Origin of the sequence: Enterobacter quasiroggenkampii (assembly GCF_043972695.1) — a bacterium.
In the GTDB taxonomy this organism is placed as follows: Bacteria; Pseudomonadota; Gammaproteobacteria; order Enterobacterales; family Enterobacteriaceae; genus Enterobacter; species Enterobacter quasiroggenkampii.
In genome coordinates this window covers 2,586,815-2,611,965 of sequence record NZ_CP143745.1, presented here as the reverse complement: position 1 = coordinate 2,611,965, position 25,151 = coordinate 2,586,815, and the positions used below count along the sequence as shown (strand labels likewise).

Genomic DNA, 25,151 nt, shown 5'->3' with positions numbered 1-25,151 from the left:
AGGAGAATACGATGGGAAATGCACCGCTTCGCCCCATACTGATCACCGGTGGAGGCCGCCGTATCGGCCTCGCTCTCGCCCATCACTTTCTCAACCTTCGCCATCCGGTCATTGTGAGCTACCGTACGGAATACCCGTCGATTGAAGGGTTACGCAAAGCCGGGGCGGTCTGCATTCAGGCTGATTTTTCAACCGATGAAGGCATTCTGGCCTTTGCGGAAAAGGTAAAATCCACCACTGCGGGGCTGCGCGCCGTGATACATAACGCCAGCACATGGCAGGCCGAAAAAACCGGTACCTCGCTCAGCGAAACGCTTGCCGCCATGTTGCAGATCCATGTTAATACCCCTTATCTGCTAAACCATGCTCTGCAGGATCTGCTCCGCGGCCACGGGCATGCTGCGGGCGACATCATTCACTTCACTGATTATGTGGTGGAGCGCGGCAGTGACAAGCACATCGCCTATGCGGCCAGTAAAGCCGCGCTGGATAACATGACCCGCTCGTTTGCCCGCAAGCTCGCCCCCGAGGTGAAGGTGAACGCCATCGCCCCGGCGATGATTTTATTCAACGAAAACGATGATGCGGAGTATCGCCAGCAGGCGCTGAATAAGTCGCTCATGAAAATTGCCCCAGGCGAGAAAGAGGTCATCGACCTCGTGGATTACCTGCTCACCAGTTGCTACGTCACCGGCAGAACCTTTGCCGTGGACGGCGGCCGACCGCTGCGTTAGTGAAAGCGGCTCCAGAAGAAAATTAACAGCCAGGCGCTGAGCCCCCAGCAGACCACCGCCCCGCTCAGCGCCAGTGGGAGACGCAGAAAACCGGTGAAATACCACAGCGAAAGCAGGTAGAGAAAATACGGGATGATTGACCACATGCCAAACACGATGGTCGTGCGTAACGCTTCCGTACCGCGTTCAGACGCCACGATATAGTGGGCAATGAGTGCAAAGGTCGGGAAGAGAGGGATCAGCCCGGCAATATAGTAGTTTTTCGTTTTCGCCAGCATGCCAATCAGCAACACCACCAGCGCGCCCAGCCCGGCTTTGATCACCAGCCCCATCGTTTTCCCTATAATAATCAACTCACAATATCAGCCAGAATAACGGAACCGGCGTTAATTTTGAAAGATTAATGGAAGGTTAAGGTTTCGCGGTGTATGTTGGCTTTTTTCACGAAAACAGACGCTGTATGAATAAGATTGTTTATGTTGAAGACGAACCCGAAGTCGGGCAGCTGATCGCCGCCTATCTGGGTAAACATGATATGGACGTCATTGTTGAACCTCGCGGCGATCGTGCCGAAGAGGTGGTCGTCCGTGAAAACCCGGATCTGGTATTGCTGGATATTATGTTGCCAGGCAAAGACGGCATGACGCTCTGCCGGGACCTGCGCGCCCGTTGGGAAGGCCCTATCGTCCTGCTCACCTCACTGGACAGCGATATGAACCATATTTTGTCGCTGGAGATGGGTGCCAATGATTACATTCTGAAAACCACGCCGCCTGCCGTCCTGCTCGCTCGCCTGCGCCTCCATTTACGCCAGCACGCCAGCATCGAACGCGAAGCACCGGCGCCGTCTCTGACGCCGCACAAAGCGATGCGCTTCGGTACGCTGTCTATTGATCCGATTAACCGTCAGGTGCTGCTCTCTGGCGAGCTTATCGCCCTTTCCACCGCAGATTTTGACCTGCTGTGGGAGCTGGCAACGCATGCCGGGCAGATCATGGACCGTGACGCGCTGCTGAAAAACCTGCGTGGCGTAAGCTACGACGGAATGGACCGCAGCGTTGACGTGGCGATTTCGCGTCTGCGCAAAAAACTGCAGGATAACGCCACCGAGCCCTACCGCATTAAAACCGTGCGTAACAAGGGCTATCTGTTTGCCCCACATGCGTGGGAAACCTGATCGCCGGATAAGATAACCTGTGCGAAATGAAGGCATTGCGCGACGATGCCTTCTCTTCGGGCGTTTATTTTTACGTTTGCGCAACAATTAACTTGCTAAGCACGCGAACTATTCCATAATTACCTTCTCGACTCTCCTTTCTTCAGCTCGCCCCGCTCTTGCGATTGTTTTACTCATTTTCGCCGTGAAGCTTTCACGACATCTCTCACATAAATCTTGAAATGAGGATTTAAGCTCATGAATTATGTATAGCTACGGTCAGGTAGAAGCGATAAAAACCAATCTTGAGTGGATTGTTAATCAGGCAACCCTGAACCACGCCTCCCCCTCACGCACCGATCAAAAAGCGCTCTTTGACCTGCTGGAACTCATCCAGTCTTACGAAATACTGCTGGACCTCATCAGCGAATACGGAACGGATGTGATTGATACGCACATTGCGGAAGGCCTGGCCGTGACGGAAAAATTCATCGCCAAGGTAAAAAACAGCGCGAAAGCCATGTAACACGCTCGACAGACGTGAAAAACTCGAAGGGTTTTCATGTATATTCTGCACATAGCGTTTTTTCGGTGAGATCCAATGAAAAAGCTGTTTGTGCAGTTTTATCTTTTACTGTTTGTCTGCTTCCTGGTGATGACCATGCTGGTCGGGCTGGTCTATAAATTTACCGCCGAACGTGCGGGCAGGCAGTCTCTGGACGACCTGATGAAAAGCTCGCTCTATCTGATGCGCAGCGAGCTAAGAGAGATCCCGCCACACGACTGGGCGAAAACCCTGAAAGAGCTGGATCTCAATCTGTCATTCGATTTACGCATTGAGCCGTTGAAAGATTTCGATCTGGACCCGCCCGCCATGCAGCGTCTGCGCGACGGGGACATCGTCGCGCTGGATGAGAAATACACCTTTATTCAGCGTATTCCGCGCAGCCATTACGTGCTGGCCGTCGGGCCAGTGCCCTATCTCTATTATCTGCATCAGATGCGCCTGCTGGACATGGCGCTGATGGCCTTTATCGCCATTTCGCTGGCGTTTCCGGTTTTTATCTGGATGCGCCCGCACTGGCAGGACATGCTGAAGCTGGAATCCGCCGCGCAGCGTTTTGGTGAGGGACACTTTACCGAGCGCATTCACTTCGACAGCGGTTCCAGCTTTGAACGTTTGGGCGTGGCCTTTAACCAGATGGCCGATAACATCAATGCCCTTATCGCCAGTAAGAAACAGCTCATCGACGGGATTGCGCACGAGCTGCGCACGCCGCTGGTGCGCCTGCGCTATCGTCTGGAGATGAGTGAGAATCTGACGGAAGCAGAGTCTCAGGCGCTTAACCGCGACATTGGCCAGCTTGAGGCGCTGATTGAGGAGCTACTGACCTACGCGCGCCTCGATCGCCCGCAAAACGAACTGAACCTCAGCACGCCGGATCTGCCCGCGTGGCTGCAAACCCACATTGACGACGTTCAGAGCGTGAACCCGCAGCGTACGCTGTTGACGCGCGTTACGCCGGGTGACTACGGCGCACTCGATATGCGCCTGATGGAACGCGTGCTGGACAATCTGATGAACAACGCCATGCGCTACAGCGAAAGTACGCTACAGATTGGGCTGGATTTGCAGGGTAATCAGGCCAGCCTGACGGTAGAGGATGACGGGCCGGGGATTGCGCCGGAGGCGCGCGAAACCGTGTTTGAACCGTTTGTCCGCCTCGATCCCAGCCGCGATCGCGCCACCGGAGGCTGTGGTCTGGGGCTGGCCATTGTCTACTCTATCGCGCAGGCCATGGGCGGCACGGTACATTGCGAGGAGAGCGAGCTCGGCGGCGCGCGCTTCTGCTTTAGCTGGCCGGTGTACCATAACATCGCCCTTCCCGTTCCTGCCTGACCTCAACCGCACGCTGGCCTGACCCGGCGTGCTGTGCTATATGATAAGTATGTTGTAACTAATGATGGGGTACTTATGGCGACCTACGATCTTATTGAACGGCTGAATAGCACGTTTCGGGAAATAGAACACGAGCTGCTGACCCTGACAGAACGTTTGCAGACCTGCCGCCTGCTGGCCGCGCGCGTTTTTACCCTGCCCGAGGTGGTCAAAGGGGCCGAGCACGATCCGCTGGACACCATCGACGTGAAGCAGCACATCGGCAAGGCCGCGCTGGAACTGGCGATGAAACACTATCGCCATCTTTTTATCCAGCAGCAGTCCGAACAGCGCAGCAGCAAGGCGGCCGTGCGGCTTCCGGGCGTGATCTGCCTGCAAACCGATGCCGCCGCGCGCGAGGCGCTGGAAAGCCAGATTGCCCATATCAACAGCCTGAAAGCGGCATTTGAGAAGATCGTTACCGAGGAGTCGGGCCTGGCCCCTGCCGCCCGGTTTGAATGGGTACACCGTCAGCTTCCGGGGTTAATTACGCTGAATGCCTATCGTACGCTGACGGTACTGCGCCATCCCGCCACGCTGCGCTTCGGCTGGGCGAATAAGCACATCATTAAAAACTTCACCCGGGATGAGATCCTGGCGCAGCTGGAAAAAAGTCTGAAGGCGCCGCGCACCGTCGCACCGTGGTCGCGTGAGCAGTGGATTGAGCGCCTGGAGCAGGAGTACCACAGCATCGCCTCGCTACCGGCGGATACGCGCCTCAAAATTAAGCGCCCGGTGAAGGTTCAGCCTATCGCCCGCGTCTGGTATTCCGGCCAGCAAAAACAGGTGCAGTATGCCTGTCCAACGCCGCTGATTGCGCTCTATGATGCCGATCAGGGGGCTATCGTGCCGGATATTGGTGAGTTGCTGAATTACGATGCTGAAAATGTCCAGCACCGTTACCGACCCCAGGCGCAGCCGCTACAGCTGATTATTCCGCGGCTGCACCTGTACGTGGCGAGTTGATTATTTCAGGCTGCCGACCATCGCTTCAGGGCGCACCCAGGCATCGAACTCCGCCTCCGTCAGATAGCCCAGCGCCAGGGCGGAGGCTTTCAGCGTCAGCCCCTCCTTATGCGCTTTTTTGGCGATCTCGGCGGCTTTGTCGTAGCCAATGTGGGTATTGAGCGCGGTCACCAGCATCAGCGACTCATTTAACAGCTGGCTGATGCGCTCGCGGTTTGGCTCGATCCCCACCGCGCAGTGTTCGTTAAAGCTCTCCATGCCGTCCGCCAGCAGACGAATCGATTGCAGAACGTTGTGGATCACCATCGGGCGATAGACGTTCAGCTCAAAGTTGCCGGATGCACCGCCCAGGTTAACGGCCACGTCGTTGCCCAGTACCTGACAGCAGAGCATGGTCATGGCTTCGCACTGGGTCGGGTTGACTTTACCCGGCATGATGGAGCTGCCCGGCTCGTTTTCCGGAATGCTGATTTCACCGATGCCGCAGCGCGGGCCCGAGGCCAGCCAGCGCACGTCGTTGGCGATTTTCATCAGCGACGCCGCCAGCCCTTTCAGCGCGCCGTGGGTGTGGACCAGCGCATCGCAGGTCGCCAGCGCTTCGAACTTGTTGGGCGCCGTGACGAACGGCTGTCCGGTAATGGCCGCAAGCTCCTCCGCCACGCGCACCGCATACTCAGGATGGGTGTTTAATCCGGTGCCCACCGCCGTGCCGCCGAGCGCCAGCTCCGCCAGGTGCGGCAGGCTGTTCTCAATGTGCTTCAGGTTGTGTTCCAGCATCGCCACCCAGCCGGAAATCTCCTGGCCGAGCGTCAGCGGCGTGGCGTCCTGCAGGTGTGTACGGCCGATTTTGACGATGTCGCGGAAGGCCTGCGCCTTCTCGTTGAGCGTAGATTTCAGGACGTTAAGCTGTGGGATAAGCTGTTCGCGAATCGCAATCACCGCCGCCACGTGCATGGCCGTGGGGAAGACGTCGTTAGAACTCTGGCTCTTGTTGACGTCATCGTTCGGATGAACCTTACGCTCCATGCCGCGCACGCCGCCCAGCAGTTCGCTTGCCCGGTTCGCCAGCACTTCGTTCATGTTCATGTTGCTTTGGGTGCCGGAACCGGTCTGCCAGATGGCGAGAGGGAATTCGTCGGGATGCTTGCCCGCCAGCACTTCGTCGGCGGCATTAATAATGGCGGTGGCCTTGTCTGCCGCCAGCAGGCCTAAATCCTGGTTCACTTTTGCGGCCGCGCGTTTGGTGAGGGCCAGCGCCTGAATCAGCGAGACGGGCATTTTTTCAGTCGAGATACGGAAATGCTCCAGCGAACGCTGGGTTTGCGCGCCCCATAGCTTGTCGGCCGGGACGTCGATGGCGCCCATCGAGTCTTTCTCATGGCGTACCGTTGTCATTACTTTCTCCTTGATAACACTGTCGGGATTGCTCACATGCTTAAGGGATAAGTATTGATGACTTCTGAGAAACGTTATGGCGCTTTGTGCGCTCTTTTTGGTGTCGGGTGGCGGCTGCGCCTTACCCGACCTACGAGAATCCAGGCCGGGTAAGCGTCAGCGCCACCCGGCAATTTACAGAATTACTTCACACACGCCGAACACTGGGACGACTGGATCTGCTTGAAGAAGTCGTTGCCTTTGTCATCCACGAGGATAAACGCCGGGAAATCTTCCACTTCAATTTTCCAGATCGCTTCCATACCCAGTTCCGGGTATTCCACGCACTCCAGGCTCTTGATGCTGCCCTGCGCCAGAACCGCAGCCGGGCCGCCGATGCTGCCGAGGTAGAAGCCGCCGTGCTTGTGGCAGGCGTCCGTCACCTGCTGGCTACGGTTGCCTTTCGCGAGCATGATCATGCTGCCGCCGTTAGCCTGCAGCTGGTCGACGTACGAGTCCATACGGCCTGCCGTAGTCGGGCCTAACGAGCCAGAGGCGTAGCCTTCAGGCGTTTTCGCCGGGCCCGCGTAGTAGATCGGGTGATCTTTAATGTACTGCGGCAGCCCTTCGCCGTTGTCCAGGCGCTCTTTCAGCTTCGCGTGCGCGATGTCGCGGCCCACGATAATCGTGCCGTTGAGGGAGAGACGGGTCGAAACCGGATACTGAGACAGCTGCGCCAGTATCTCTTTCATCGGACGGTTCAGGTCAACGCGAACCGCTTCCCCCTCGCCCGCTTTACGCAGCGCTTCCGGAATGTATTTACCCGGGTTGTTTTCCAGTTTTTCGATCCACACGCCTTCGCGGTTGATCTTCGCTTTGATGTTGCGATCCGCAGAGCAGGAGACGCCCATCCCGACCGGGCAGGAAGCGCCGTGACGCGGAAGACGGATCACGCGCACGTCGTGAGCGAAGTATTTGCCGCCAAACTGCGCGCCGAGGCCCAGGTTACGCGCTTCTTCCAGCAGCTCCTGCTCAAGCTGCACGTCGCGGAACGCCTGCCCGTGCTCGTTACCTTCGGTAGGCAGGCCGTCGTAGTATTTGGTTGAGGCCAGCTTCACGGTTTTCAGCGTGCTTTCCGCCGAGGTACCGCCAATCACAAACGCGATATGGTACGGCGGGCACGCCGCGGTGCCGAGGGTGCGCATCTTCTCAACCAGGTAGTTCTTCAGCTTGCCCGGGGTAAGCAACGCTTTGGTTTCCTGATAGAGATAGGTTTTGTTGGCCGAACCGCCGCCTTTGGCGATACAGAGGAATTTGTACTCATCACCGTCGACGCTGTAGAGGTCAATCTGTGCTGGCAGGTTGGTGCCGGTGTTGACCTCTTTGTACATGTCCAGCGCGGCGTTTTGCGAATAGCGCAGGTTGTCTTCGGTGTAGGTGTTATAAACACCGTGCGCCAGCGCGGCTTCATCACCGCCGCCGGTCCAGACGCGCTGGCCTTTTTTACCGACGATGATCGCCGTACCGGTATCCTGACAGGTTGGCAGAATGCCTTTCGCCGCGATATCGGAGTTACGCAGGAACTGCAGGGCAACGTACTTATCGTTTTCGCTGGCTTCCGGGTCACTCAGAATATCGGCAACCTGCTGCTGATGGGCAGGACGGAGCATAAACGAGGCGTCGTGGAAAGCGTGCTGCGCCAGCAGCGTCAGCGCCTGCGGATCCACCTTGAGGATCTCTTGTCCTTCAAACTCAGAGACGGAGACGTGATCGCGGGTTAACAGGTAATACTCGGTCTGATCCTTACTGAGAGGAAAAGGATCCTGATAATGGAAGGGTTTATTCGACATTGTTCTCTCACTTACTGCTTCGGTCTGTTTATTCAGGGCAGATGTTCCGCTGCCCGGCTTAAAAGCGAGTCAGCTTATCCTACACAATTTTTTAACAAAAACTGAGACTAGTACGACTTTTTACATCCACAGGTTACTTCCATGTGGTTTATTGCTTTAATACCCGGAGTTAATTCCATCATTGAATCAGGGCTTGATAATGCAAAAACTCATTAACTCAGTGCAGAACTACGCCTGGGGAAGTAAAACTGCGTTAACGGATCTCTACGGTATCGCGAACCCGAACAACCTGCCGATGGCAGAACTGTGGATGGGGGCGCACCCGAAGAGCAGCTCAAAAATTGAAGACGCCAGCGGCCAGGTGCGCAGCCTGCGTGACGTAATAGAGGCCAACAAAGCCGCGCTGCTGGGCGACAAGGTGGCTCAGCGCTTTGGCGAACTGCCGTTCCTGTTTAAAGTGCTGTGCGCCGACCAGCCGCTCTCCATCCAGGTTCACCCGAACAAGCAAGCGTCTGAAATCGGCTTTGCGAAAGAGAACGCGGCAGGTATTCCGTTAGACGCCGCCGAGCGTAACTACAAAGATCCTAACCACAAGCCGGAACTGGTGTTCGCGCTGACGCCGTTCCTGGCGATGAATGCGTTCCGCGAGTTTTCAGAAATTATCTCCCTGCTGCAACCTGTCGCAGGTGCCCATAACGCTATCGCGCATTTCCTTGAAAACGCGAATGCCGACGCGCTGAGCCAGCTGTTTGCCAGCCTGCTGAATATGCAGGGTGAAGAAAAGTCCCACGCCCTGGCGGTGCTGAAAGCCGCTCTGGACAGCCAGCAAGGTGAACCGTGGGAGACCATCCGTCTGATTTCCGAATTCTATCCGGACGACAGCGGCCTGTTCTCCCCACTGCTGCTGAACGTGGTGAAGCTGAATCCGGGTGAAGCAATGTTCCTGTTCGCGGAAACCCCGCACGCCTACCTTCAGGGCGTGGCGCTGGAGGTGATGGCCAACTCCGATAACGTGCTGCGCGCGGGCCTGACGCCAAAATACATAGACATCCCCGAGCTGGTTGCCAACGTGAAGTTTGTGGCGAAACCTGCCGCAGAGCTGCTGACTCAGCCGGTGAAAAACGGCGCAGAGCTGGACTTCCCGATTCCGGTGGACGATTTTGCCTTCTCCCTGCACGACCTGAGCAGCGCCGAAACGTCTGTGGCTCAGGAGAGCGCGGCGATCCTGTTCTGCGTGGAAGGCGAAGCGACGCTGCACAAAGGCGAACAGCGTCTGGTGCTTAAGCCCGGTGAGTCAGCATTCGTTGCTGCCAATGAGTCTCCGGTTAGCGTAAGTGGCACCGGCCGCCTGGCGCGCGTTTTCAATAAGCTATACCCTAAATAATTCGAGTTGCATGAAGGCGGCGACGCAGCGAATCCCCAGGAGCGTACATAAGTACGTGACTGGGGTGAGCGAGGAAAGCCAACGCACAGGCAACTTGAAGTATGACGGGTATTAGGGACTTACTGATTTTTTTAACAACTCTTGCTAAGCTAGTTGCAGGCTTAATATCTCCAGGCGGTTTTTACCGCCTGGTTTCATTTTAGGGATAGTCGCAATGAAAAAATCGGTCGTAGCGGTAGGAGTGATTGTAGCGTTAGGCGTGGTCTGGACGGGTGCCTCCTGGTTTACCGGGAAACAGCTGGAAGGCCGTCTGGCTGAGATGGTGGCGCAGGCTAACGGAGAGATTAAGCGCAGCGCGCCGGAAGCGGGCCTTGAGCTGAGCTACCAGAACTATGAGCGCGGTGTGTTTACCAGCCATATGCAGGTTGTGGTGAAGCCGGTTGCCGGTACGGAAAACGGCTGGCTGAAACCGGGCCAGAGCGTGGTGCTGGATGAAGTGGTAAGCCACGGTCCATTCCCGCTGGCGCAGCTGAAGTCCTTTAATCTGATCCCGTCGATGGCGTCCGTTCACACGGTCCTGGTGAATAACGACGTCACCAAACCGCTGTTCGACCTGGCCAAAAATACCTCACCTTTCGAGATCGACACCCGCATCAGCTATGCCGGTGACACGAGTTCTGATATTGCCCTGAAAGCGCTGAACTACGAGAAAGAGAATGAGAAAGTCGCTTTTAGCGGCGGTCACTTCAAACTTGACGCGGACCGCGACGGAAACGTGTTCTCTCTGACGGGTGAAGCGGAAAGCGGCCTGGTCAACGCCGTAAACGAATACAATCAAAAAGTTCAGCTCACCTTCAACAACCTGAAAGCCGACGGCAACAGCCGCATGACCGATTTCAAAGAGCGTATCGGCGATCAGAAACTGTCTCTCGATAAAGTTGCCATTGCGGTTGAAGGGAAAGAGATGGCCGTGCTGGAAGGCATGGACGTGAACGGAAAATCCGACGTGTCCAAAGACGGTAAGAGCATTAATACCCAGTTGGATTACACGCTGAAGAGCCTGAAAGTACAGAATCAGGATCTGGGAACCGGCAAACTGTCGCTGAAGATCGGCAATATCGACGGCCAGGCGTGGCACGAATTCAGCCAGAAATACAGCAAAGAGAGCCAGGCGCTGCTGACCGATACCGCACTGCAGCAGAATCCGGAAGTGTACCAGCAGCAGGCGATGGCGGTACTGTTCAACAACCTGCCGATCCTGCTGAAAGGCGAGCCGGTGATCACCGTTGCGCCGCTGAGCTGGAAAAACAGCAAAGGCGAAACCAGCTTCAATCTGTCTCTGTTCCTGAAAGATCCGGCCACTGCAACGGGTGAACCGCAGACGCTGGCGCAGGAAGTGGATCGCAGCGTGAAGTCGCTCGACAGCAAGCTGACCATCCCGATGGATATGGCGACCGAGTTTATGACCCAGATTGCGAAACTGGAAGGCTACGGCGATGAAGATGCCGGCAAGCTGGCGAACCAGCAGGTGAAAGGTCTGGCGGCAATGGGCCAGATGTTCCGCATCACGAAGGTGGACAACAACACGATTTCCACCAGCCTGCAGTACGCCAACGGCCAGGTCACGCTCAACGGCGACAAAATGCCGCTGGAAGACTTCGTAGGCATGTTTGGTATGCCTGCTCTGGGGATGCCGGAACCGGCTGAACCGGCAGTGCCAGCCGAACCGGCGGCACCGCAACAGTAAACGTCAAAACCCCTCGCATGAGGGGTTTTTTATTGCCGGGTGGCGCTGACGCTTACCCGGCCTACGATTCAGAGCCAGCGCAGCGCCGCCGGGCGATATTATTTCACCGTCACTAACCGCGCCGCCACAATCTGGTGCCCGGCCTGTACATCCGCATTGTCGATACGCTGCATGATTCTGTCCGCCAGGGTGTAACCCATCTCCCGCGCAGGGGTAGTGGCCCAGACGATCGGCAGGTCGTCGAGGGCGTTTTCACCAACGTCGGCGAACGCCCCCAGCGCCACCTGGTGGCCGAAAAAGGTTTCCACCCCGCCCTCGCCGCTCTGACGCCCGGCGCGGATCAGGCCAAACCAGGCGCCCATGGCTATCACATCGTTATAACAAATGACAGCGCTGATGGTCGGGCTGCTTCGCAGCAGCGCGCCTATCGCTTCCGCCGCCATCTTCTGGCTGGACTCACACTCCACGACCCACTCGCTGTGGAACGGCAGGCCGTATTTAATCAGCGTCGCACAATAGCCGCCGACCCGCTCGGCGCGGGTGAGGGACGAGCTTTTACCGCCCAGCCAGGCAATGCGCTGATGCCCACGACGAATAAGATGCTCGGTCAGCATTTGCGCGGCCTGCATGTTATCCGGGCGCAACGTATCGGCTTCGTCGAGGTAGCTGGCGCGCGAGGCAAACACCAGCGGCACGCCTTTTTCGGCGGCGCGCTCGCACAGTTCACTGCCCACGCCCGATGCCCCGGCGACGATCACCCCGTCCACCCCCTGGTTCAGCAGCATATCGAGCCGGGAAAGCAACTGCCCGGCCTCGCGCCCGCCGTGCAGCAGAAAGACCATCCGCCCCTGCGCTTCAAGCGCTTCGGTTAACCCGGCGGTTAACTCCGCATAGAACGGTGACGTCAGGTCATGAACAATCAGGCCAATCACCCCGCTTTGCCCACCGCGCAACGCCGACGCCTGGCGGTTACGCACAAAGCCCAGCTGTTCAACCGCCTCGTTCACCCGCTGACCGGTCGCGGGAGAGATGCGCCCTTTTCCGCTCAGTACCAGAGAAACGGTGCTGACGGAAACTCCCGCCGCCAGCGCGACATCGTTGATGGTGACTTTTTTCGCTACAGCCATGTGTTGGCGTGACTCCCTGAAAAATGAGATCGGTAAAACGTTTTATCAATACGTTATCTTTATACTACCAGTCAAAGCCTGAGAATGTGATTTAGCGCGCACTAAACTTTGATAAAACGTTTTATCTTCTCGCAGCATTGAAGCAGACAAACTGATTTTAACAATAAAGGAGTCGTTTTATGACGGCGAAAGCAGCACAAAAAATATCGCTGTGGGAATTTTTCCAGCAACTGGGTAAAACCTTTATGCTGCCCGTGGCACTCCTCTCGTTCTGCGGGATCATGCTGGGTATCGGCAGCTCCCTCAGCAGTAAAGACGTCATCACGCTGATCCCGTTCCTCGGCACCCCCGTGCTGCAGGCGATCTTTATCTGGATGAGTAAAGTCGGCTCCTTCGCGTTTAGTTTCCTGCCCGTGATGTTCTGTATTGCTATCCCGCTGGGCCTGGCCCGCGAGAACAAAGGCGTCGCGGCGTTTGCCGGTTTTGTGGGTTACGCGGTGATGAACCTCGCGGTTAACTTCTGGCTGACCGCGAAAGGCATTCTGCCGACCACCGACGCTGCCGTGCTGAAAGCTAACAACATTCAGAGCGTGATTGGTATCCAGTCTATTGATACCGGGATCCTCGGGGCGGTGATCGCCGGGGTGATTATCTGGATGCTGCACGAGCGCTTCCACAATATCCGTCTGCCGGATGCCCTGGCCTTCTTCGGCGGTACCCGCTTTGTACCGATTATCACCTTGGTGGTGATGGGCCTGTTTGGTCTGATCATTCCGCTGATCTGGCCGGTCTTCGCGATGGGCATCAACGGCATCGGCCGCATCATCAACGGCGCGGGAGATTTCGGTCCGATGATCTTCGGTACCGGCGAGCGTCTGCTGCTGCCGTTTGGCCTGCAGCATATCCTGGTGGCCCTGATTCGCTTCACCGAAGCGGGCGGGACGATGGAGGTGTGCGGTCACGACGTGAGCGGTGCGCTGACCATCTTCCAGGCGCAGCTGAGCTGCCCGACGACACACGGCTTCTCCGAAAGCGCCACCCGCTTCCTGTCTCAGGGTAAAATGCCTGCCTTCCTCGGCGGCCTGCCGGGTGCTGCACTGGCGATGTACCACTGCGCGCGTCCGGAAAACCGTCATAAAATTAAAGGCCTGCTGATTTCCGGCGTGATCGCCTGCGTCGTGGGCGGAACCACCGAGCCTATCGAGTTCCTGTTCCTGTTCGTTGCGCCGGTGCTGTATCTGATTCACGCTGTGCTGACCGGTCTGGGCTTTACCGTGATGGCGGTGCTGGGCGTCACCATCGGCAACACCGACGGCAACGTGATTGACTTCGTGGTCTTCGGGATCCTGCACGGCCTCTCCACCAAGTGGTATCTGGTCCCGGTCGTGGCGGCAATCTGGTTCGTGGTGTACTACGGGATCTTCCGCTTCGCCATCACCCGCTTTAACCTGAAAACGCCAGGCCGCGATACCGATACGGCCACCAGCGTGGAACAGGCGGTTGCCGGTACCGTGGGCAAATCCGGCTACAACACTCCTGCCATTCTGGCGGCGCTGGGCGGTGCGGAGAACATCACCTCGCTGGATAACTGCATTACCCGCCTGCGTTTGTCGGTGGCGGATATGTCAAAAGTGGATACCAACGCCCTGAAAGCCAACCGGGCTATCGGCGTGGTACAGTTAAATCAGCACAATTTGCAGGTGGTTATCGGCCCGCAGGTACAGTCAGTGAAAGATGAGCTGGCAACCCTGATGCGAACAGTAGAAGCCTGATGCCTCCACCCCCCCATCATGAGGGGGTTTTACGTTAAGGATTAAAGCATGTTTGATTTCTCCACCGTCGTGGATCGACACGGCACCTGGTGTACGCAGTGGGACTACGTCGCCGACCGTTTTGGCGCGGACGATCTGCTGCCCTTCACCATCTCGGATATGGATTTCGCCACCGCCCCCTGCATAATCGACGCGCTGCATCAGCGCATTCGTCACGGCGTGTTTGGCTATAGCCGCTGGAAAAACGACGAGTTTCTCGCCGCCGTCGCGCACTGGTTCCAGCAGCGTTTTAACAGCCGGATTGATACTGAAAGCGTGGTTTATGGTCCGTCAGTCATCTACATGGTCTCTGAACTGATACGCCTCTGGTCAACCCCCGGCGACGGCGTGGTGGTGCACACCCCGGCTTACGATGCGTTTTATAAAGCCATAGAGGGTAACGCGCGTCGTGTTGTGGCGGTTGAGATGGAAAAGCAGGCTGCAGGCTGGCAGGGCAATATGGCGGCCCTCGAAGCGGCGCTGGCGAAACCGGAAAACAAAATTTTGTTGCTGTGCAGCCCGCAGAACCCGACCGGCAAGGTCTGGACGCGGGATGAGCTGACACACATGGCGGAACTGTGCGCACGCTATGACGTGGCGGTTATCAGCGATGAAATCCATATGGACATGGTGTGGGGAGAACATCGTCACACGCCGTGGAACGCCGTGGCTCGGGGCAAATGGGCGCTTCTGACCTCCGGCTCGAAAAGCTTTAACATTCCGGCGCTGACGGGGGCTTACGGCCTGATCGGCGATGTAGAGAGCCGTAACGGCTATCTCAGCGCGCTAAAAGGACGGGACGGGCTCTCTTCCCCTTCCGTGCTGGCGCTGACGGCGCATATCGCCGCCTACCAGCAGGGGGAGCCGTGGCTGGATGCCCTGCGGGGTTATCTCGAAGGGAATTTGTCGTATATTGCGCAGGAAGTAAACCGCGCTTTTCCGAAACTGAACTGGCTGCCACCGGAAGCGACCTATCTGGCCTGGATCGATCTGCGCCCGCTGAACATTGACGATCGGGCGCTGCAAAAAGTGCTGATCGAGCAGCAAAAAGTCGCCATTATGCCGGGATATACCTACGGGAAAGAGGGAAATGGTTTCGTGCGCTTAAATGTGGGCTGCCCCCGCAGGAAGCTTGAGCAAGGAGTTCAACGCCTCATCGCCGGGATTAACACGCTCCTGTAATTAACTTGCGCAACGGAATATTCCCTTGCGCAAATAGCTTTTTACCCCGTTTTGTTTTTATAATATGGCGCACTTTAACCAGAAAAGAGTGCGACCATGATTGATACACGCCTGCCTTTAACTGATATTCATCGTCACCTTGACGGTAACATTCGTGCCCAAACCATCCTCGATCTTGGCCGCCAGTTCAATTTAACGCTTCCTGCTCAGACCCTTGAGTCCTTGATCCCTCACGTACAGGTGACCTCTAATGAACCAGACCTGGTCAGCTTCCTGAGCAAACTTGACTGGGGCGTGAAGATGCTGGCGTCGCTGGATGCCTGCCGCCGCGTGGCGTTTGAGAACATCGAAGATGCCGCCCGCAACGGCCTGCACTACGTCGAGTTGCGCTTCTCGCCGGGCTATATGGCGATGACCCATAACCTGCCCGTTGCAGGCGTGGTGGAAGCCGTTATTGAAGGCGTCCGCGAAGGGTGTAAAACCTTCGACGTTCAGGCCCGCCTGATCGGCATTATGAGCCGTACGTTCGGTGAAGCCGCCTGCCTGCAGGAGCTGGAGGCGCTGCTGGCCCATCGTGATGCCATCACCGCCGTCGACCTCGCCGGTGACGAGCTGGGCTTCCCGGGTAGCCTGTTCCTCTCCCACTTCAACCGCGCGCGCGATGCCGGCTGGCACATTACCGTACATGCGGGTGAAGCGGCTGGCCCGGAAAGCATCTGGCAGGCCATCCGCGAGCTGGGCGCAGAGCGTATTGGTCACGGCGTGAAGGCGGTCGAAGATCGCGCGCTGATGGATTTCCTTGCGGAGCAGCGTATCGGTATTGAGTCGTGCCTGACGTCTAACATTCAGACCAGCACCGTAGCATCGCTGTCGCAGCACCCGCTGAAAACGTTCCTTGAACACGGCGTGCTGGCCTCTCTGAATACGGACGATCCGGCGGTTCAGGGCGTGGATATCATCCACGAGTACAACATCGCAGCTCCGCAGGCGGGGTTGAGCCGCGAGCAGATCCGTCAGGCGCAGATTAACGGGCTGGAAATTGCCTTCCTGACGCCTGCTGAGAAGCAGGCGCTGCGGGATAAAGTGGCAACCGCGTAAACCCTTTGCCGGGTGGCGGCTACGCCTTACCCGGCCTACAACAACGTCAAAAACTTATGCCAGACAGAGCGTGGCGCGATGTTTGGCAGATTCGATGCCCAGCTCAATCAGCTCCATAATCTGTATCGCCTGGCTGGCCGGAACCGGGTTCTCCCCCGTGCCGTTTAGCGCATCGCGGATAGCGGCATAATACGCCGGATAGTTACCCGGTATCGTCAGCAAGGTCTCTTCGACCAGCTCCTCGCCTTCCACCCGCGTGACGACGCCGTCGCGCATATCATAGCCCCAGTCTTCCTGCGGCAGACGCTCACCGTTTTTCAGCCTGTCTTCCTGCGGGTCGAGACCAAACTTCACGTAGCTGCCGCGCGTGCCGTGAATAATATAGCGGGCAGATTCTGCAGCCGCGACCATCGTACCGTGCAGCACAATCCGCCGCTGCGGGTAACTGAGCACCGCGTGGAAGTAATCGGTTGTCTGCGCCCCGGGTCTGAGCTGGGCCAGATCGACCGTCATGCTCACCGGAAGGCCAAAAAGATTGACGGCCTGATCCAGCAGATGCGGGGCTAAATCATACCAGATGCCGCTGCCAGGGCCGGCCTGCTCGCGCCAGCGGTTTCGTACCTGCGGGCGAAAACGGTCAAAATGGGATTCAAAAAAGAGGATCTCCCCTAACGTGCCTTCACTGAGAAGCCGTTTTACCGTCAGAAAATCGCTGTCCCAGCGGCGGTTATGAAACACCGACAGCAGCCTGCCCAGACTCTTTGCCAGGGCATCCAGCTCGCGCGCCTGTGACAGTGTCACGGTGAAGGGTTTATCGACAACCACATGTTTCCCGGCTTCCAGCGCGGCCTTTGCCAGCGGAAAGTGGGTATCGTTCGGCGTGGGGATGACGATTAAATCAATATTGGGATCGTTGAAAAGATGTTTCGGCTCTGAGACAACCGGCACGGAAGGCCAGTCGGCATGGACTTTTGTAGCGTCGCTGCTGGATACCGCCGCCAGCGCCATGCCCGGCGTCCCGGCTATCAGAGGCGCATGAAACGTTTTGCTCGCGTACCCGTAACCGATAAGCCCAACGCGGATATTATCACTCATAGTGCCATCCTCTGTTATGACGTTCTTATTTCACACTGGCTAGCCTGGCATTACCACGGATTAATAATGTGCCCTATGACGTAAAATAGCAGGTTATACGGATTGTTTTTGTTACATAGTATTAACCTACTGATTTTGTTTAAGGGAACCGTTCCCAAAGCCCTTGCCGTCAGGGAAACGTCGCTGTAACATTTGCGCCCTGTCTTTATGGATAAAGTACAATTACGTATCATGACGTCAATTATTAATCGAATCATTGAATTAGCGGGATGGATTGTCCTTGGGGTTTCGGTCATTTTGCTGGGCGTTGCCAGCCATATCGATAACTACCAGCCGCCGGAGCCTGTCACCGTCGCTCAACCTAAGTAACCGGTTACTGCAATAAAGAGTGACATAATATGTCAGTTACTTATTGCCAGCCCTGGTGAACACGGTTAACCTTCTCTTCCAGGCATCGTCTGATGCCTGAATTTCAGCAAAGAAAACTCCTAATTTCGTCGCGTTACCTGAGTGGGCTGTTTACGTCTTTATTAATCCGTTTATTATTCGAACGAATTACCTTAACTGGTATTACTCACTTTTATATGGAAACTTATTAATATGACAGTTCAGGACTATTTATTAAAATTTCGCAAGATCAATTCGCTTGAGAGCCTGGAAAAACTGTTTGACCATCTGAACTACACCCTGTCGGATAATCAGGACATCATTAATATGTATCGCGCCGCTGACCATCGCCGTGCGGAGCTGGTCTCCGGTGGTCGTTTGTTCAACGTCGGCGAAGTGCCTAAGTCCGTATGGCGTTACGTTTTATAAGAAAGTAGCCATCCGCGCGAAATGTTATATACTCTCCGCCCTGCCAACTGGCTGTACAACATTTCGCGCAGATTATGGGAGAGTTCATGACCGCAACGCCTGGAGAACGCATTGGAGGCTGGTTAATCGCCCCACTGGCATGGCTGCTGGTTGCCTTATTAAGCGCATCACTTGCGCTGCTGCTTTATACCACCGCACTGATTACCCCCCACGCCATCCAGACCCTGATGTCGCAAAGCGTGCTTAATATTGCGTTGTGGTTTGTGTCGTTCGTTTTCGCGATCGGGATGTGGTACTACACGCTGTGGCTGACCATCGCCTTCTTTAAGCGCCGTAAGAATGTGCCTAAGCACTACATTATCTGGCTGCTGGTTTCGGTCCTGCTGGCGGTGAAGGCATTTGCTTTTTCGCCCGTTTCAGACGCGCTGGCCGTTCGTCAGCTGCTTTTCCCGTTGCTGGCCGCGGCGCTGCTGGTGCCCTACTTCAAACGTTCGACACGGGTGAAAAACACTTTCGTGAACCCGTAATAACCCTACAGATAACCTGTTGTCGCCTGCGTGTGTTTGTCCGATAATAGGCGGCTTTTTTATTTCAGGCTAAATAATGACCGATTACTTACTGCTCTTTGTCGGCACCGTGCTGGTTAACAACTTCGTTCTGGTGAAGTTCCTTGGCCTGTGTCCGTTTATGGGCGTTTCCAAAAAACTGGAAACGGCAATGGGCATGGGGCTGGCGACGACCTTCGTCATGACGCTGGCGTCCATCTGCGCCTGGTGGATTGATACCTGGATCCTCATTCCGCTGGGGTTAACCTATCTCCGTACGCTGGCCTTTATTCTGGTTATCGCGGTGGTGGTGCAATTTACCGAAATGGTGGTGCGCAAAACCAGCCCGGCGCTTTATCGCCTGCTGGGTATCTTCCTGCCGCTGATCACTACCAACTGCGCCGTTCTCGGCGTGGCGCTGCTGAACATCAACCTTGGCCATAACTTTATGCAGTCGGCGCTGTATGGTTTTTCTGCGGCCGTCGGTTTCTCGCTGGTCATGGTGCTGTTTGCCTCTATTCGCGAGCGCCTGGCCGCAGCGGATATTCCTGCGCCCTTCCGCGGTAACGCGATTGCGCTGGTGACCGCCGGTTTAATGTCTCTGGCCTTTATGGGCTTTAGTGGTCTGGTGAAGTTGTAATGAATGCTATCTGGATTGCCATCGCCTCTATCAGCGTCCTGGGGCTGGTGTTTGGCCTTATCCTGGGTTACGCCTCCCGCCGTTTCGCGGTAGAGGACGATCCCGTTGTAGAGAAAATTGATGAGCTTCTGCCACAAAGCCAGTGCGGGCAGTGCGGCTACCCGGGCTGCCGCCCCTATGCCGAAGCGGTAGGGGTTCAGGGTGAAAAAATTAACCGCTGTGCGCCCGGTGGCGAAGCGGTGATGTTGAAAATTGCGGCCCTGCTAAACGTTGATCCGCAGCCTGTTGACGGCGATGCGGATGTGCAGGAGCCGGTCCGCGCGCTGGCCGTGATCGACGAAGCGAACTGCATCGGCTGCACCAAATGTATTCAGGCCTGCCCGGTCGATGCCATTGTTGGCGCAACGCGCGCCATGCACACCGTGGTGGCGGACCTGTGCACCGGCTGTAATCTCTGCGTAGCACCCTGCCCGACGCAATGTATCGAGCTGCGCCCGGTTGAAACGACTACCGAAAGCTGGAAGTGGGATCTTCAAACCATTCCGGTTCGCAATATTCCTGTGGAACAACATGCTTAAGTTATTTTCTGCTTTCAGAAAAGAGAAGATTTGGGACTTTGACGGGGGGATTCACCCACCGGAGATGAAAACCCAGTCTAACGGCACGCCGCTGCGTCAAATTCCGCTGGCGACCCGTTTCGTTATGCCGCTCAAGCAGCATATCGGCGCGGAGGGTGAGCTGTGCGTGAAAGAAGGCGATACCGTCCTTCGCGGTCAGCCGCTGACCTTTGGTCGCGGACGTATGCTGCCGGTGCACGCCCCCACCTCCGGTAAGGTGGTCGCCATCGCGCCCCATACGGTGGCCCATCCATCAGCGCTCTCAGAGCTGAGCGTGATAATTGAAGCCGACGGCGAAGACCGCTGGATCGACCGTGACGGCTGGAGCGACTACCGCTCCCATAGTCGCGAAGCGCTCATCGAGCGCATTCATCAGTTCGGCGTTGCCGGCCTCGGCGGCGCAGGCTTCCCGACCGGCGTCAAACTGCGCGGCGGTGGCGATAATATTCAGACGCTGATTATCAACGCCGCCGAATGCGAACCGTACATCACCGCCGACGATCGTCTGATGCAGGACTGCGCCGCCCAGGTGGCGGAAGGCATCCGCATCCTCGCGCACATTCTGCAGCCGCGGGAAGTGCTGATCGGTATCGAAGACAATAAACCGCAGGCTATCTCAATGCTGCGCGCCGTGCTGGCCGGTAGCCACGATATTAGCCTGCGCGTTATCCCGACTAAGTACCCCTCTGGTGGTGCTAAACAGCTGACGCAAATTCTCACCGGTAAGCAGGTTCCGCACGGCGGACGCTCTTCGGATATTGGCGTGCTGATGCAGAACGTCGGCACCGCGTACGCCGTGAAGCGCGCGGTAATCGACGGCGAGCCGCTGACCGAGCGCGTGGTAACGCTGACCGGGGAAGCGGTCTCTCGTCCGGGCAACGTCTGGGCGCGTCTGGGTACGCCGGTGCGTCACCTGCTGGAGCAGGCTGAGTTTTGCCCGTCAAGCGACCAGATGGTGATCATGGGCGGTCCGCTGATGGGCTTTACCTTGCCGTGGCTCGATGTGCCGGTAGTCAAAATCACCAACTGCCTGCTCGCCCCTTCCCCGACCGAGATGGGTGAAGAGCAGGAAGAAAAAGGCTGTATTCGCTGCAGCGCCTGTGCCGACGCCTGCCCGGCGGATCTGCTTCCGCAGCAGCTGTACTGGTACAGCAAAGGCCAACTGCACGACAAGGCGAAAGCCCATAACCTGGCCGACTGTATCGAATGCGGCGCCTGCGCCTGGGTCTGCCCTAGCAACATTCCTCTGGTGCAGTATTTCCGCCAGGAGAAGGCGGAAATTTATGCCATCTCCATGGAAGAAAAACGCGCAGCAGAAGCCAAAGCGCGCTTTGAAGCACGTCAGGCGCGACTGGAACGCGAAAAAATTGCCCGTCAGGAGCGCCATAAGCAGGCCGCCGTTCAGCCAGGCGAGAAAGATCAGGATGCAATTAACGCCGCACTGGCGCGCGTTCGCGAGAAAAAAGCCACTGCGGCGCAGCCTGTGGTGATCCCGGCCGGCGAGAAGCCGGACAACAGCGAAGCGATTGCTGCGCGTGAAGCGCGTAAAGCTCAGGCCCGCGCCCGTCAGGCAGAAAAAGCGCAAACGACCCAGACGGATGCTGAGGTTGACCCACGCAAAGCCGCCGTTGAAGCAGCAATAGCCCGCGCCAAAGCACGCAAAGCCGGCGAGCAGAACGTGGTGGTTGAGCAGGAAGCGGTCGACCCTCGCAAAGCGGCCGTTGAGGCGGCGATTGCCCGTGCCAAAGCGCGCAAGGCGGCACAGCAGACGCAAACCGCAGAACCCGAAGCGCCGGTCGACCCGCGTAAAGCCGCCGTCGAAGCGGCGATTGCCCGCGCTAAAGCGCGCAAAGCGGCGCAGCAGGATGAACAACCGCAGGCCGCCAACGATGACCCGCGCAAAGCCGCCGTCGCCGCCGCCATTGCGCGCGTTCAGGCAAAGAAAGCCGCACAGCAAGCAGTTAACGAGGATTAAATGGTTTTCAGAATCGCAAGCTCCCCTTACACCCACAATCAGCGCCAGACATCGCGCATTATGATGCTGGTCTGCCTGGCGGCGCTGCCGGGCATTGCCGTTCAGTGCTGGTTTTTCGGCTGGGGAACCCTGTTCCAGATAATCCTGGGCTGTGCCAGCGCCTTAGCGGCGGAAGCGCTTGTCCTTAAGCTGCGCAAGGCAGCGGTCTCCCGCATTCTTGCCGACAACTCCGCGTTGCTGACCGGCCTGCTGCTGGCTATCAGTATCCCGCCGTTTGCCCCGTGGTGGATGGTGATCCTCGGCACCGTGTTTGCGGTGATCATTGCCAAACAGCTGTATGGTGGACTGGGCCATAACCCGTTTAACCCGGCGATGATTGGCTACGTGGTGCTGCTGATCTCCTTCCCGGTACAGATGACCAGTTGGCTGCCACCGCACGAGATTGCGGCCACGGTTCCGGGCTTCATGGATGCTCTGCACGTGATCTTTACCGGCCATACGGCACTCGGTGCCGATATGAACGCGCTGCGTATGGGCGTGGACGGTATCAGCCAGGCGACGCCGCTTGATACCTTTAAAACGTCCCTGCATGCCGGGCACAGCGTTGAGCAGATCATGAAATCGGCGATCTACAGCGGCGTGCTGGCGGGTGCCGGCTGGCAGTGGGTCAACCTGGCGTATCTGCTGGGCGGCCTGTTCCTGCTGCAGCAGAAAGCCATCCGCTGGCATATTCCGGTCAGCTTCCTCGTGACGCTGGCGGTCTGCGCCACGCTGGGCTGGGTATTCTCTCCTGAATCACTGGCCAGCCCGCAGATGCACCTGCTCTCCGGCGCGACCATGCTGGGTGCCTTCTTTATCCTGACGGATCCGGTAACGGCCTCAACGACTAACCGCGGACGCCTGATCTTCGGCGCACTGGCAGGCCTGCTGGTCTGGCTCATTCGCAGCTTTGGCGGCTACCCGGACGGCGTGGCTTTTGCCGTCCTGCTCGCCAACATTACCGTTCCGCTCATCGACTATTACACGCGTCCACGCGTGTACGGTCATCGCTAAGGGTTTCGCCATGTTAAAAACGATGCAGAAACACGGCATCACGCTGGCTGTCTTCGCCGCGGTCCTGACAGGGCTGACGGCGCTGGTTAATGCGCTGACCAAAACGACCATCGAAGAGCAGGCCTCGAAGCAGCAAAAGGCGCTGTTCGATCAGGTGATCCCGTCCGACTTCTACGATAACGACCTGCAAAAAAGCTGCTTTGTGGTAGACGCGCCGCAGCTTGGGAAAGGCCAGCACCGCCTCTTTATTGCCCGCAAAGGGGATAAACCGGTCGGCGCAGTGATGGAAGCGACGGCGCCTGACGGCTATTCCGGTGCCATTCAGCTGCTTGTGGGCAGCGATTTCTCCGGCACCATACTGGGCACCCGCGTGACGGAACACCATGAAACGCCGGGTCTTGGCGATAAAATTGAAACCCGTCTGAGCGACTGGATTTTGCACTTTGCCGGTAAAGTGATCCATGGTGAAGATGACACCGCGTTTGCGGTGAAGAAAGATGGCGGCGAGTTTGACCAGTTCACCGGTGCGACCATCACCCCACGTGCGGTGGTGAATGCCGTAAAACGAGCCGGGCTGTATGCTGAAACGCTGCCCGCGCAAATCAACAATCTTCCGGCCTGTGAGGAGTAATCATGAGCCAGGTTAAAGAGGTTATTGTCCAGGGGTTGTGGAAAAACAACTCCGCGCTGGTTCAGCTTCTGGGCATGTGCCCACTGCTGGCGGTGACATCCACCGCCACCAACGCGCTCGGTCTGGGTCTGGCAACCACGCTGGTATTGACCCTGACCAACCTCTCCATCTCTGCCCTGCGCCGCTGGACGCCGTCGGAAATTCGTATTCCGATTTACGTCATGATCATTGCGTCGGTGGTCAGTATTGTTCAGATGCTGATTAACGCCTACGCGTTCGGTCTGTACCAGTCGCTCGGGATCTTCATTCCCCTTATCGTCACCAACTGTATCGTGGTCGGGCGTGCGGAAGCCTTCGCGGTGAAAAACAGTCCGGCCATGTCGGCGCTGGATGGATTTTCCATTGGCATGGGCGCCACGTGCGCCATGTTCGTGCTGGGATCCCTGCGTGAAATCCTCGGCAACGGTACACTGTTTGACGGCGCAGATGCGCTGCTGGGCGGCTGGGCCAAAGCGCTGCGCATTGAAGTGTTCCACACCGATACGCCATTCCTGCTGGCGATGCTGCCGCCCGGTGCGTTTATTGGCCTTGGCATGATGCTGGCGATAAAATACCTGATTGATGAGAAACGTAAGCGCCGCGCGGCTCAGCGCAGCGTTCTGGAAGGGACACCCGAGAAGGCCTCATGAATAAAGAAAAGCGCATTGCGATCCTGACCCGTCTGCGGGACGAGAACCCGCACCCGACGACGGAGCTGAATTTTACCTCCCCGTTTGAGCTGCTGATCGCGGTGTTGCTCTCTGCACAGGCGACCGACGTGAGCGTCAATAAAGCCACCGCCCTGCTCTATCCGGTCGCCAATACGCCGAAGGCCATGCTGGAGCTGGGCGTGGAAGGCGTGAAGTCGTATATCAAAACCATCGGCCTGTTTAACAGCAAAGCCGAGAACGTCATTAAGACCTGCCGGATCCTGCTGGAACAGCACGGAGGCGAAGTGCCGGAAGACCGCGCTGCGCTGGAAGCTTTACCGGGCGTAGGTCGTAAAACCGCGAACGTGGTGCTCAATACCGCGTTTGGCTGGCCTACTATCGCCGTCGATACGCATATATTTCGCGTGTCTAACCGGACCAACTTTGCGCCGGGGAAAAATGTCGAGCAGGTCGAAGAGAAGCTGCTCAAAGTGGTTCCGGCTGAATTTAAGGTTGATTGCCATCACTGGCTGATTCTGCACGGTCGTTACACGTGTATTGCCCGTAAGCCTCGCTGCGGCTCCTGCATTATTGAAGATCTCTGCGAATACAAAGAAAAAGTATATCCCTGAACCATAAAACCCCACACCAAAAGAAGGGTGATGGTGCACGCTTCTTTTGGCCGTTATTTGTTCGCCTTTCGTCTCTCCCTGGCTGTCACT

Annotated in this window: 25 protein-coding genes; 20 read left to right on the top strand and 5 right to left on the bottom strand. The window is 57.1% G+C overall.

The features are described 5' to 3' along the window. Positions 1–11 precede the first annotated feature (11 nt). On the top strand, positions 12–734 hold the full coding sequence (gene folM, locus V1572_RS12525) for a dihydromonapterin reductase (protein ID WP_395299154.1): 723 nt from the start codon (positions 12–14) through the stop codon (positions 732–734). On the opposite strand, the gene V1572_RS12520 is transcribed toward folM, so the two are convergent. Further along, positions 731–1,066: a GlpM family protein gene (locus V1572_RS12520; protein ID WP_045910346.1), complete on the bottom strand. Its 336-nt coding sequence runs from the start codon at positions 1,064–1,066 to the stop codon at positions 731–733. The two genes, folM and V1572_RS12520, sit on opposite strands and share 4 nt — an antisense overlap. 128 nt (positions 1,067–1,194) lie before the next feature. Here V1572_RS12520 and rstA point away from each other — a divergent pair, with 128 nt between their 5' ends. The 4 genes from rstA to tus all read left to right on the top strand — a co-directional run bounded on the left by rstA (position 1,195) and on the right by tus (position 4,795). Continuing rightward, complete coding sequence (gene rstA / locus V1572_RS12515; RefSeq protein ID WP_021241154.1) at positions 1,195–1,911, top strand: two-component system response regulator RstA; 717 nt, start codon at positions 1,195–1,197, stop codon at positions 1,909–1,911. Between the two features lie 244 nt (positions 1,912–2,155). Continuing rightward, positions 2,156–2,416, top strand: a complete 261-nt coding sequence (locus V1572_RS12510; protein ID WP_045910345.1) for a hypothetical protein — start codon at positions 2,156–2,158, stop codon at positions 2,414–2,416. Between the two features lie 75 nt (positions 2,417–2,491). Then, positions 2,492–3,790 carry a two-component system sensor histidine kinase RstB gene (gene rstB, locus V1572_RS12505; protein ID WP_045910344.1) on the top strand — a complete coding sequence of 433 codons (1,299 nt, stop codon included), beginning with the start codon at positions 2,492–2,494 and terminating at the stop codon, positions 3,788–3,790. A gap of 75 nt (positions 3,791–3,865) precedes the next feature. Then, positions 3,866–4,795 carry a DNA replication terminus site-binding protein gene (gene tus / locus V1572_RS12500; RefSeq protein WP_126534401.1) on the top strand — a complete coding sequence of 310 codons (930 nt, stop codon included), beginning with the start codon at positions 3,866–3,868 and terminating at the stop codon, positions 4,793–4,795. On the opposite strand, the gene fumC is transcribed toward tus, so the two are convergent. Both fumC and fumA read right to left on the bottom strand, forming a co-directional pair. Further along, on the bottom strand, positions 4,796–6,190 hold the full coding sequence (gene fumC, locus V1572_RS12495) for a class II fumarate hydratase (RefSeq protein ID WP_025911542.1): 1,395 nt from the start codon (positions 6,188–6,190) through the stop codon (positions 4,796–4,798). Between the two features lie 182 nt (positions 6,191–6,372). After that, positions 6,373–8,019, bottom strand: coding sequence for a class I fumarate hydratase FumA (gene fumA, locus V1572_RS12490; protein ID WP_028012930.1), 1,647 nt, complete (start codon positions 8,017–8,019; stop codon positions 6,373–6,375). A 199-nt stretch (positions 8,020–8,218) separates the two neighbouring features. On the opposite strand from fumA, the gene manA reads away from it, so the two are divergent. Further along, entirely contained in the window at positions 8,219–9,403 is a 1,185-nt protein-coding gene (gene manA, locus V1572_RS12485) for a mannose-6-phosphate isomerase (RefSeq protein WP_395299153.1), read from the top strand. Positions 9,404–9,617: 214 nt separating this feature from the next. Continuing rightward, entirely contained in the window at positions 9,618–11,150 is a 1,533-nt protein-coding gene (locus V1572_RS12480; RefSeq protein WP_395299152.1) for a YdgA family protein, read from the top strand. 98 nt (positions 11,151–11,248) lie between these two features. On the opposite strand, the gene V1572_RS12475 is transcribed toward V1572_RS12480, so the two are convergent. Further along, on the bottom strand, positions 11,249–12,277 hold the full coding sequence (locus V1572_RS12475; protein ID WP_395299151.1) for a Mal regulon transcriptional regulator MalI: 1,029 nt from the start codon (positions 12,275–12,277) through the stop codon (positions 11,249–11,251). A 179-nt stretch (positions 12,278–12,456) separates the two neighbouring features. Between V1572_RS12475 and malX the strand changes: the two genes are divergently transcribed. From malX to add, 3 genes are all read left to right on the top strand, one after another. Then, the gene (malX, locus tag V1572_RS12470) at positions 12,457–14,049 is read left to right on the top strand and encodes a maltose/glucose-specific PTS transporter subunit IIBC (RefSeq protein ID WP_024909342.1); all 1,593 of its coding nucleotides are present in this window, start codon (positions 12,457–12,459) and stop codon (positions 14,047–14,049) included. A 48-nt stretch (positions 14,050–14,097) separates the two neighbouring features. Next, a complete protein-coding gene (locus V1572_RS12465) occupies positions 14,098–15,270 on the top strand; it encodes a MalY/PatB family protein (RefSeq protein WP_395299150.1) in 1,173 nt (390 codons plus the stop codon). A gap of 96 nt (positions 15,271–15,366) precedes the next feature. Beyond that, on the top strand, positions 15,367–16,368 hold the full coding sequence (gene add, locus V1572_RS12460) for an adenosine deaminase (RefSeq protein ID WP_023343982.1): 1,002 nt from the start codon (positions 15,367–15,369) through the stop codon (positions 16,366–16,368). 54 nt (positions 16,369–16,422) lie between these two features. On the opposite strand, the gene V1572_RS12455 is transcribed toward add, so the two are convergent. Then, positions 16,423–17,463: an oxidoreductase gene (locus V1572_RS12455; RefSeq protein WP_045910337.1), complete on the bottom strand. Its 1,041-nt coding sequence runs from the start codon at positions 17,461–17,463 to the stop codon at positions 16,423–16,425. 243 nt (positions 17,464–17,706) lie between these two features. Between V1572_RS12455 and blr the strand changes: the two genes are divergently transcribed. The 10 genes from blr to nth all read left to right on the top strand — a co-directional run bounded on the left by blr (position 17,707) and on the right by nth (position 25,061). Then, complete coding sequence (gene blr / locus V1572_RS12450) at positions 17,707–17,832, top strand: division septum protein Blr (protein WP_168112406.1); 126 nt, start codon at positions 17,707–17,709, stop codon at positions 17,830–17,832. A 231-nt stretch (positions 17,833–18,063) separates the two neighbouring features. Next, positions 18,064–18,279, top strand: coding sequence for a transcription modulator YdgT (gene ydgT, locus V1572_RS12445; RefSeq protein WP_013096896.1), 216 nt, complete (start codon positions 18,064–18,066; stop codon positions 18,277–18,279). Between the two features lie 86 nt (positions 18,280–18,365). Beyond that, the gene (locus tag V1572_RS12440) at positions 18,366–18,806 is read left to right on the top strand and encodes a DUF2569 domain-containing protein (RefSeq protein ID WP_045910336.1); all 441 of its coding nucleotides are present in this window, start codon (positions 18,366–18,368) and stop codon (positions 18,804–18,806) included. A gap of 76 nt (positions 18,807–18,882) precedes the next feature. Further along, the gene (rsxA, locus tag V1572_RS12435) at positions 18,883–19,464 is read left to right on the top strand and encodes an electron transport complex subunit RsxA (RefSeq protein WP_008500564.1); all 582 of its coding nucleotides are present in this window, start codon (positions 18,883–18,885) and stop codon (positions 19,462–19,464) included. Beyond that, on the top strand, positions 19,464–20,042 hold the full coding sequence (rsxB, locus tag V1572_RS12430) for an electron transport complex subunit RsxB (protein WP_032651615.1): 579 nt from the start codon (positions 19,464–19,466) through the stop codon (positions 20,040–20,042). Before rsxA ends, rsxB begins: the two co-directional genes overlap by 1 nt. Further along, positions 20,035–22,056, top strand: a complete 2,022-nt coding sequence (rsxC, locus tag V1572_RS12425) for an electron transport complex subunit RsxC (RefSeq protein WP_395299149.1) — start codon at positions 20,035–20,037, stop codon at positions 22,054–22,056. The genes rsxB and rsxC overlap by 8 nt, the downstream gene beginning before the upstream one ends. Continuing rightward, the gene (gene rsxD, locus V1572_RS12420) at positions 22,057–23,109 is read left to right on the top strand and encodes an electron transport complex subunit RsxD (RefSeq protein ID WP_024909350.1); all 1,053 of its coding nucleotides are present in this window, start codon (positions 22,057–22,059) and stop codon (positions 23,107–23,109) included. A 10-nt stretch (positions 23,110–23,119) separates the two neighbouring features. Next, complete coding sequence (gene rsxG, locus V1572_RS12415; protein WP_334754770.1) at positions 23,120–23,740, top strand: electron transport complex subunit RsxG; 621 nt, start codon at positions 23,120–23,122, stop codon at positions 23,738–23,740. Positions 23,741–23,742: 2 nt separating this feature from the next. Then, positions 23,743–24,429, top strand: coding sequence for an electron transport complex subunit E (locus V1572_RS12410; RefSeq protein WP_023343977.1), 687 nt, complete (start codon positions 23,743–23,745; stop codon positions 24,427–24,429). Next, positions 24,426–25,061 (top strand): endonuclease III, encoded by a 636-nt coding sequence (nth, locus tag V1572_RS12405; RefSeq protein WP_008500570.1) that lies wholly within the window; start codon positions 24,426–24,428, stop codon positions 25,059–25,061. The genes V1572_RS12410 and nth overlap by 4 nt, the downstream gene beginning before the upstream one ends. Positions 25,062–25,151: the final 90 nt, after the last annotated feature.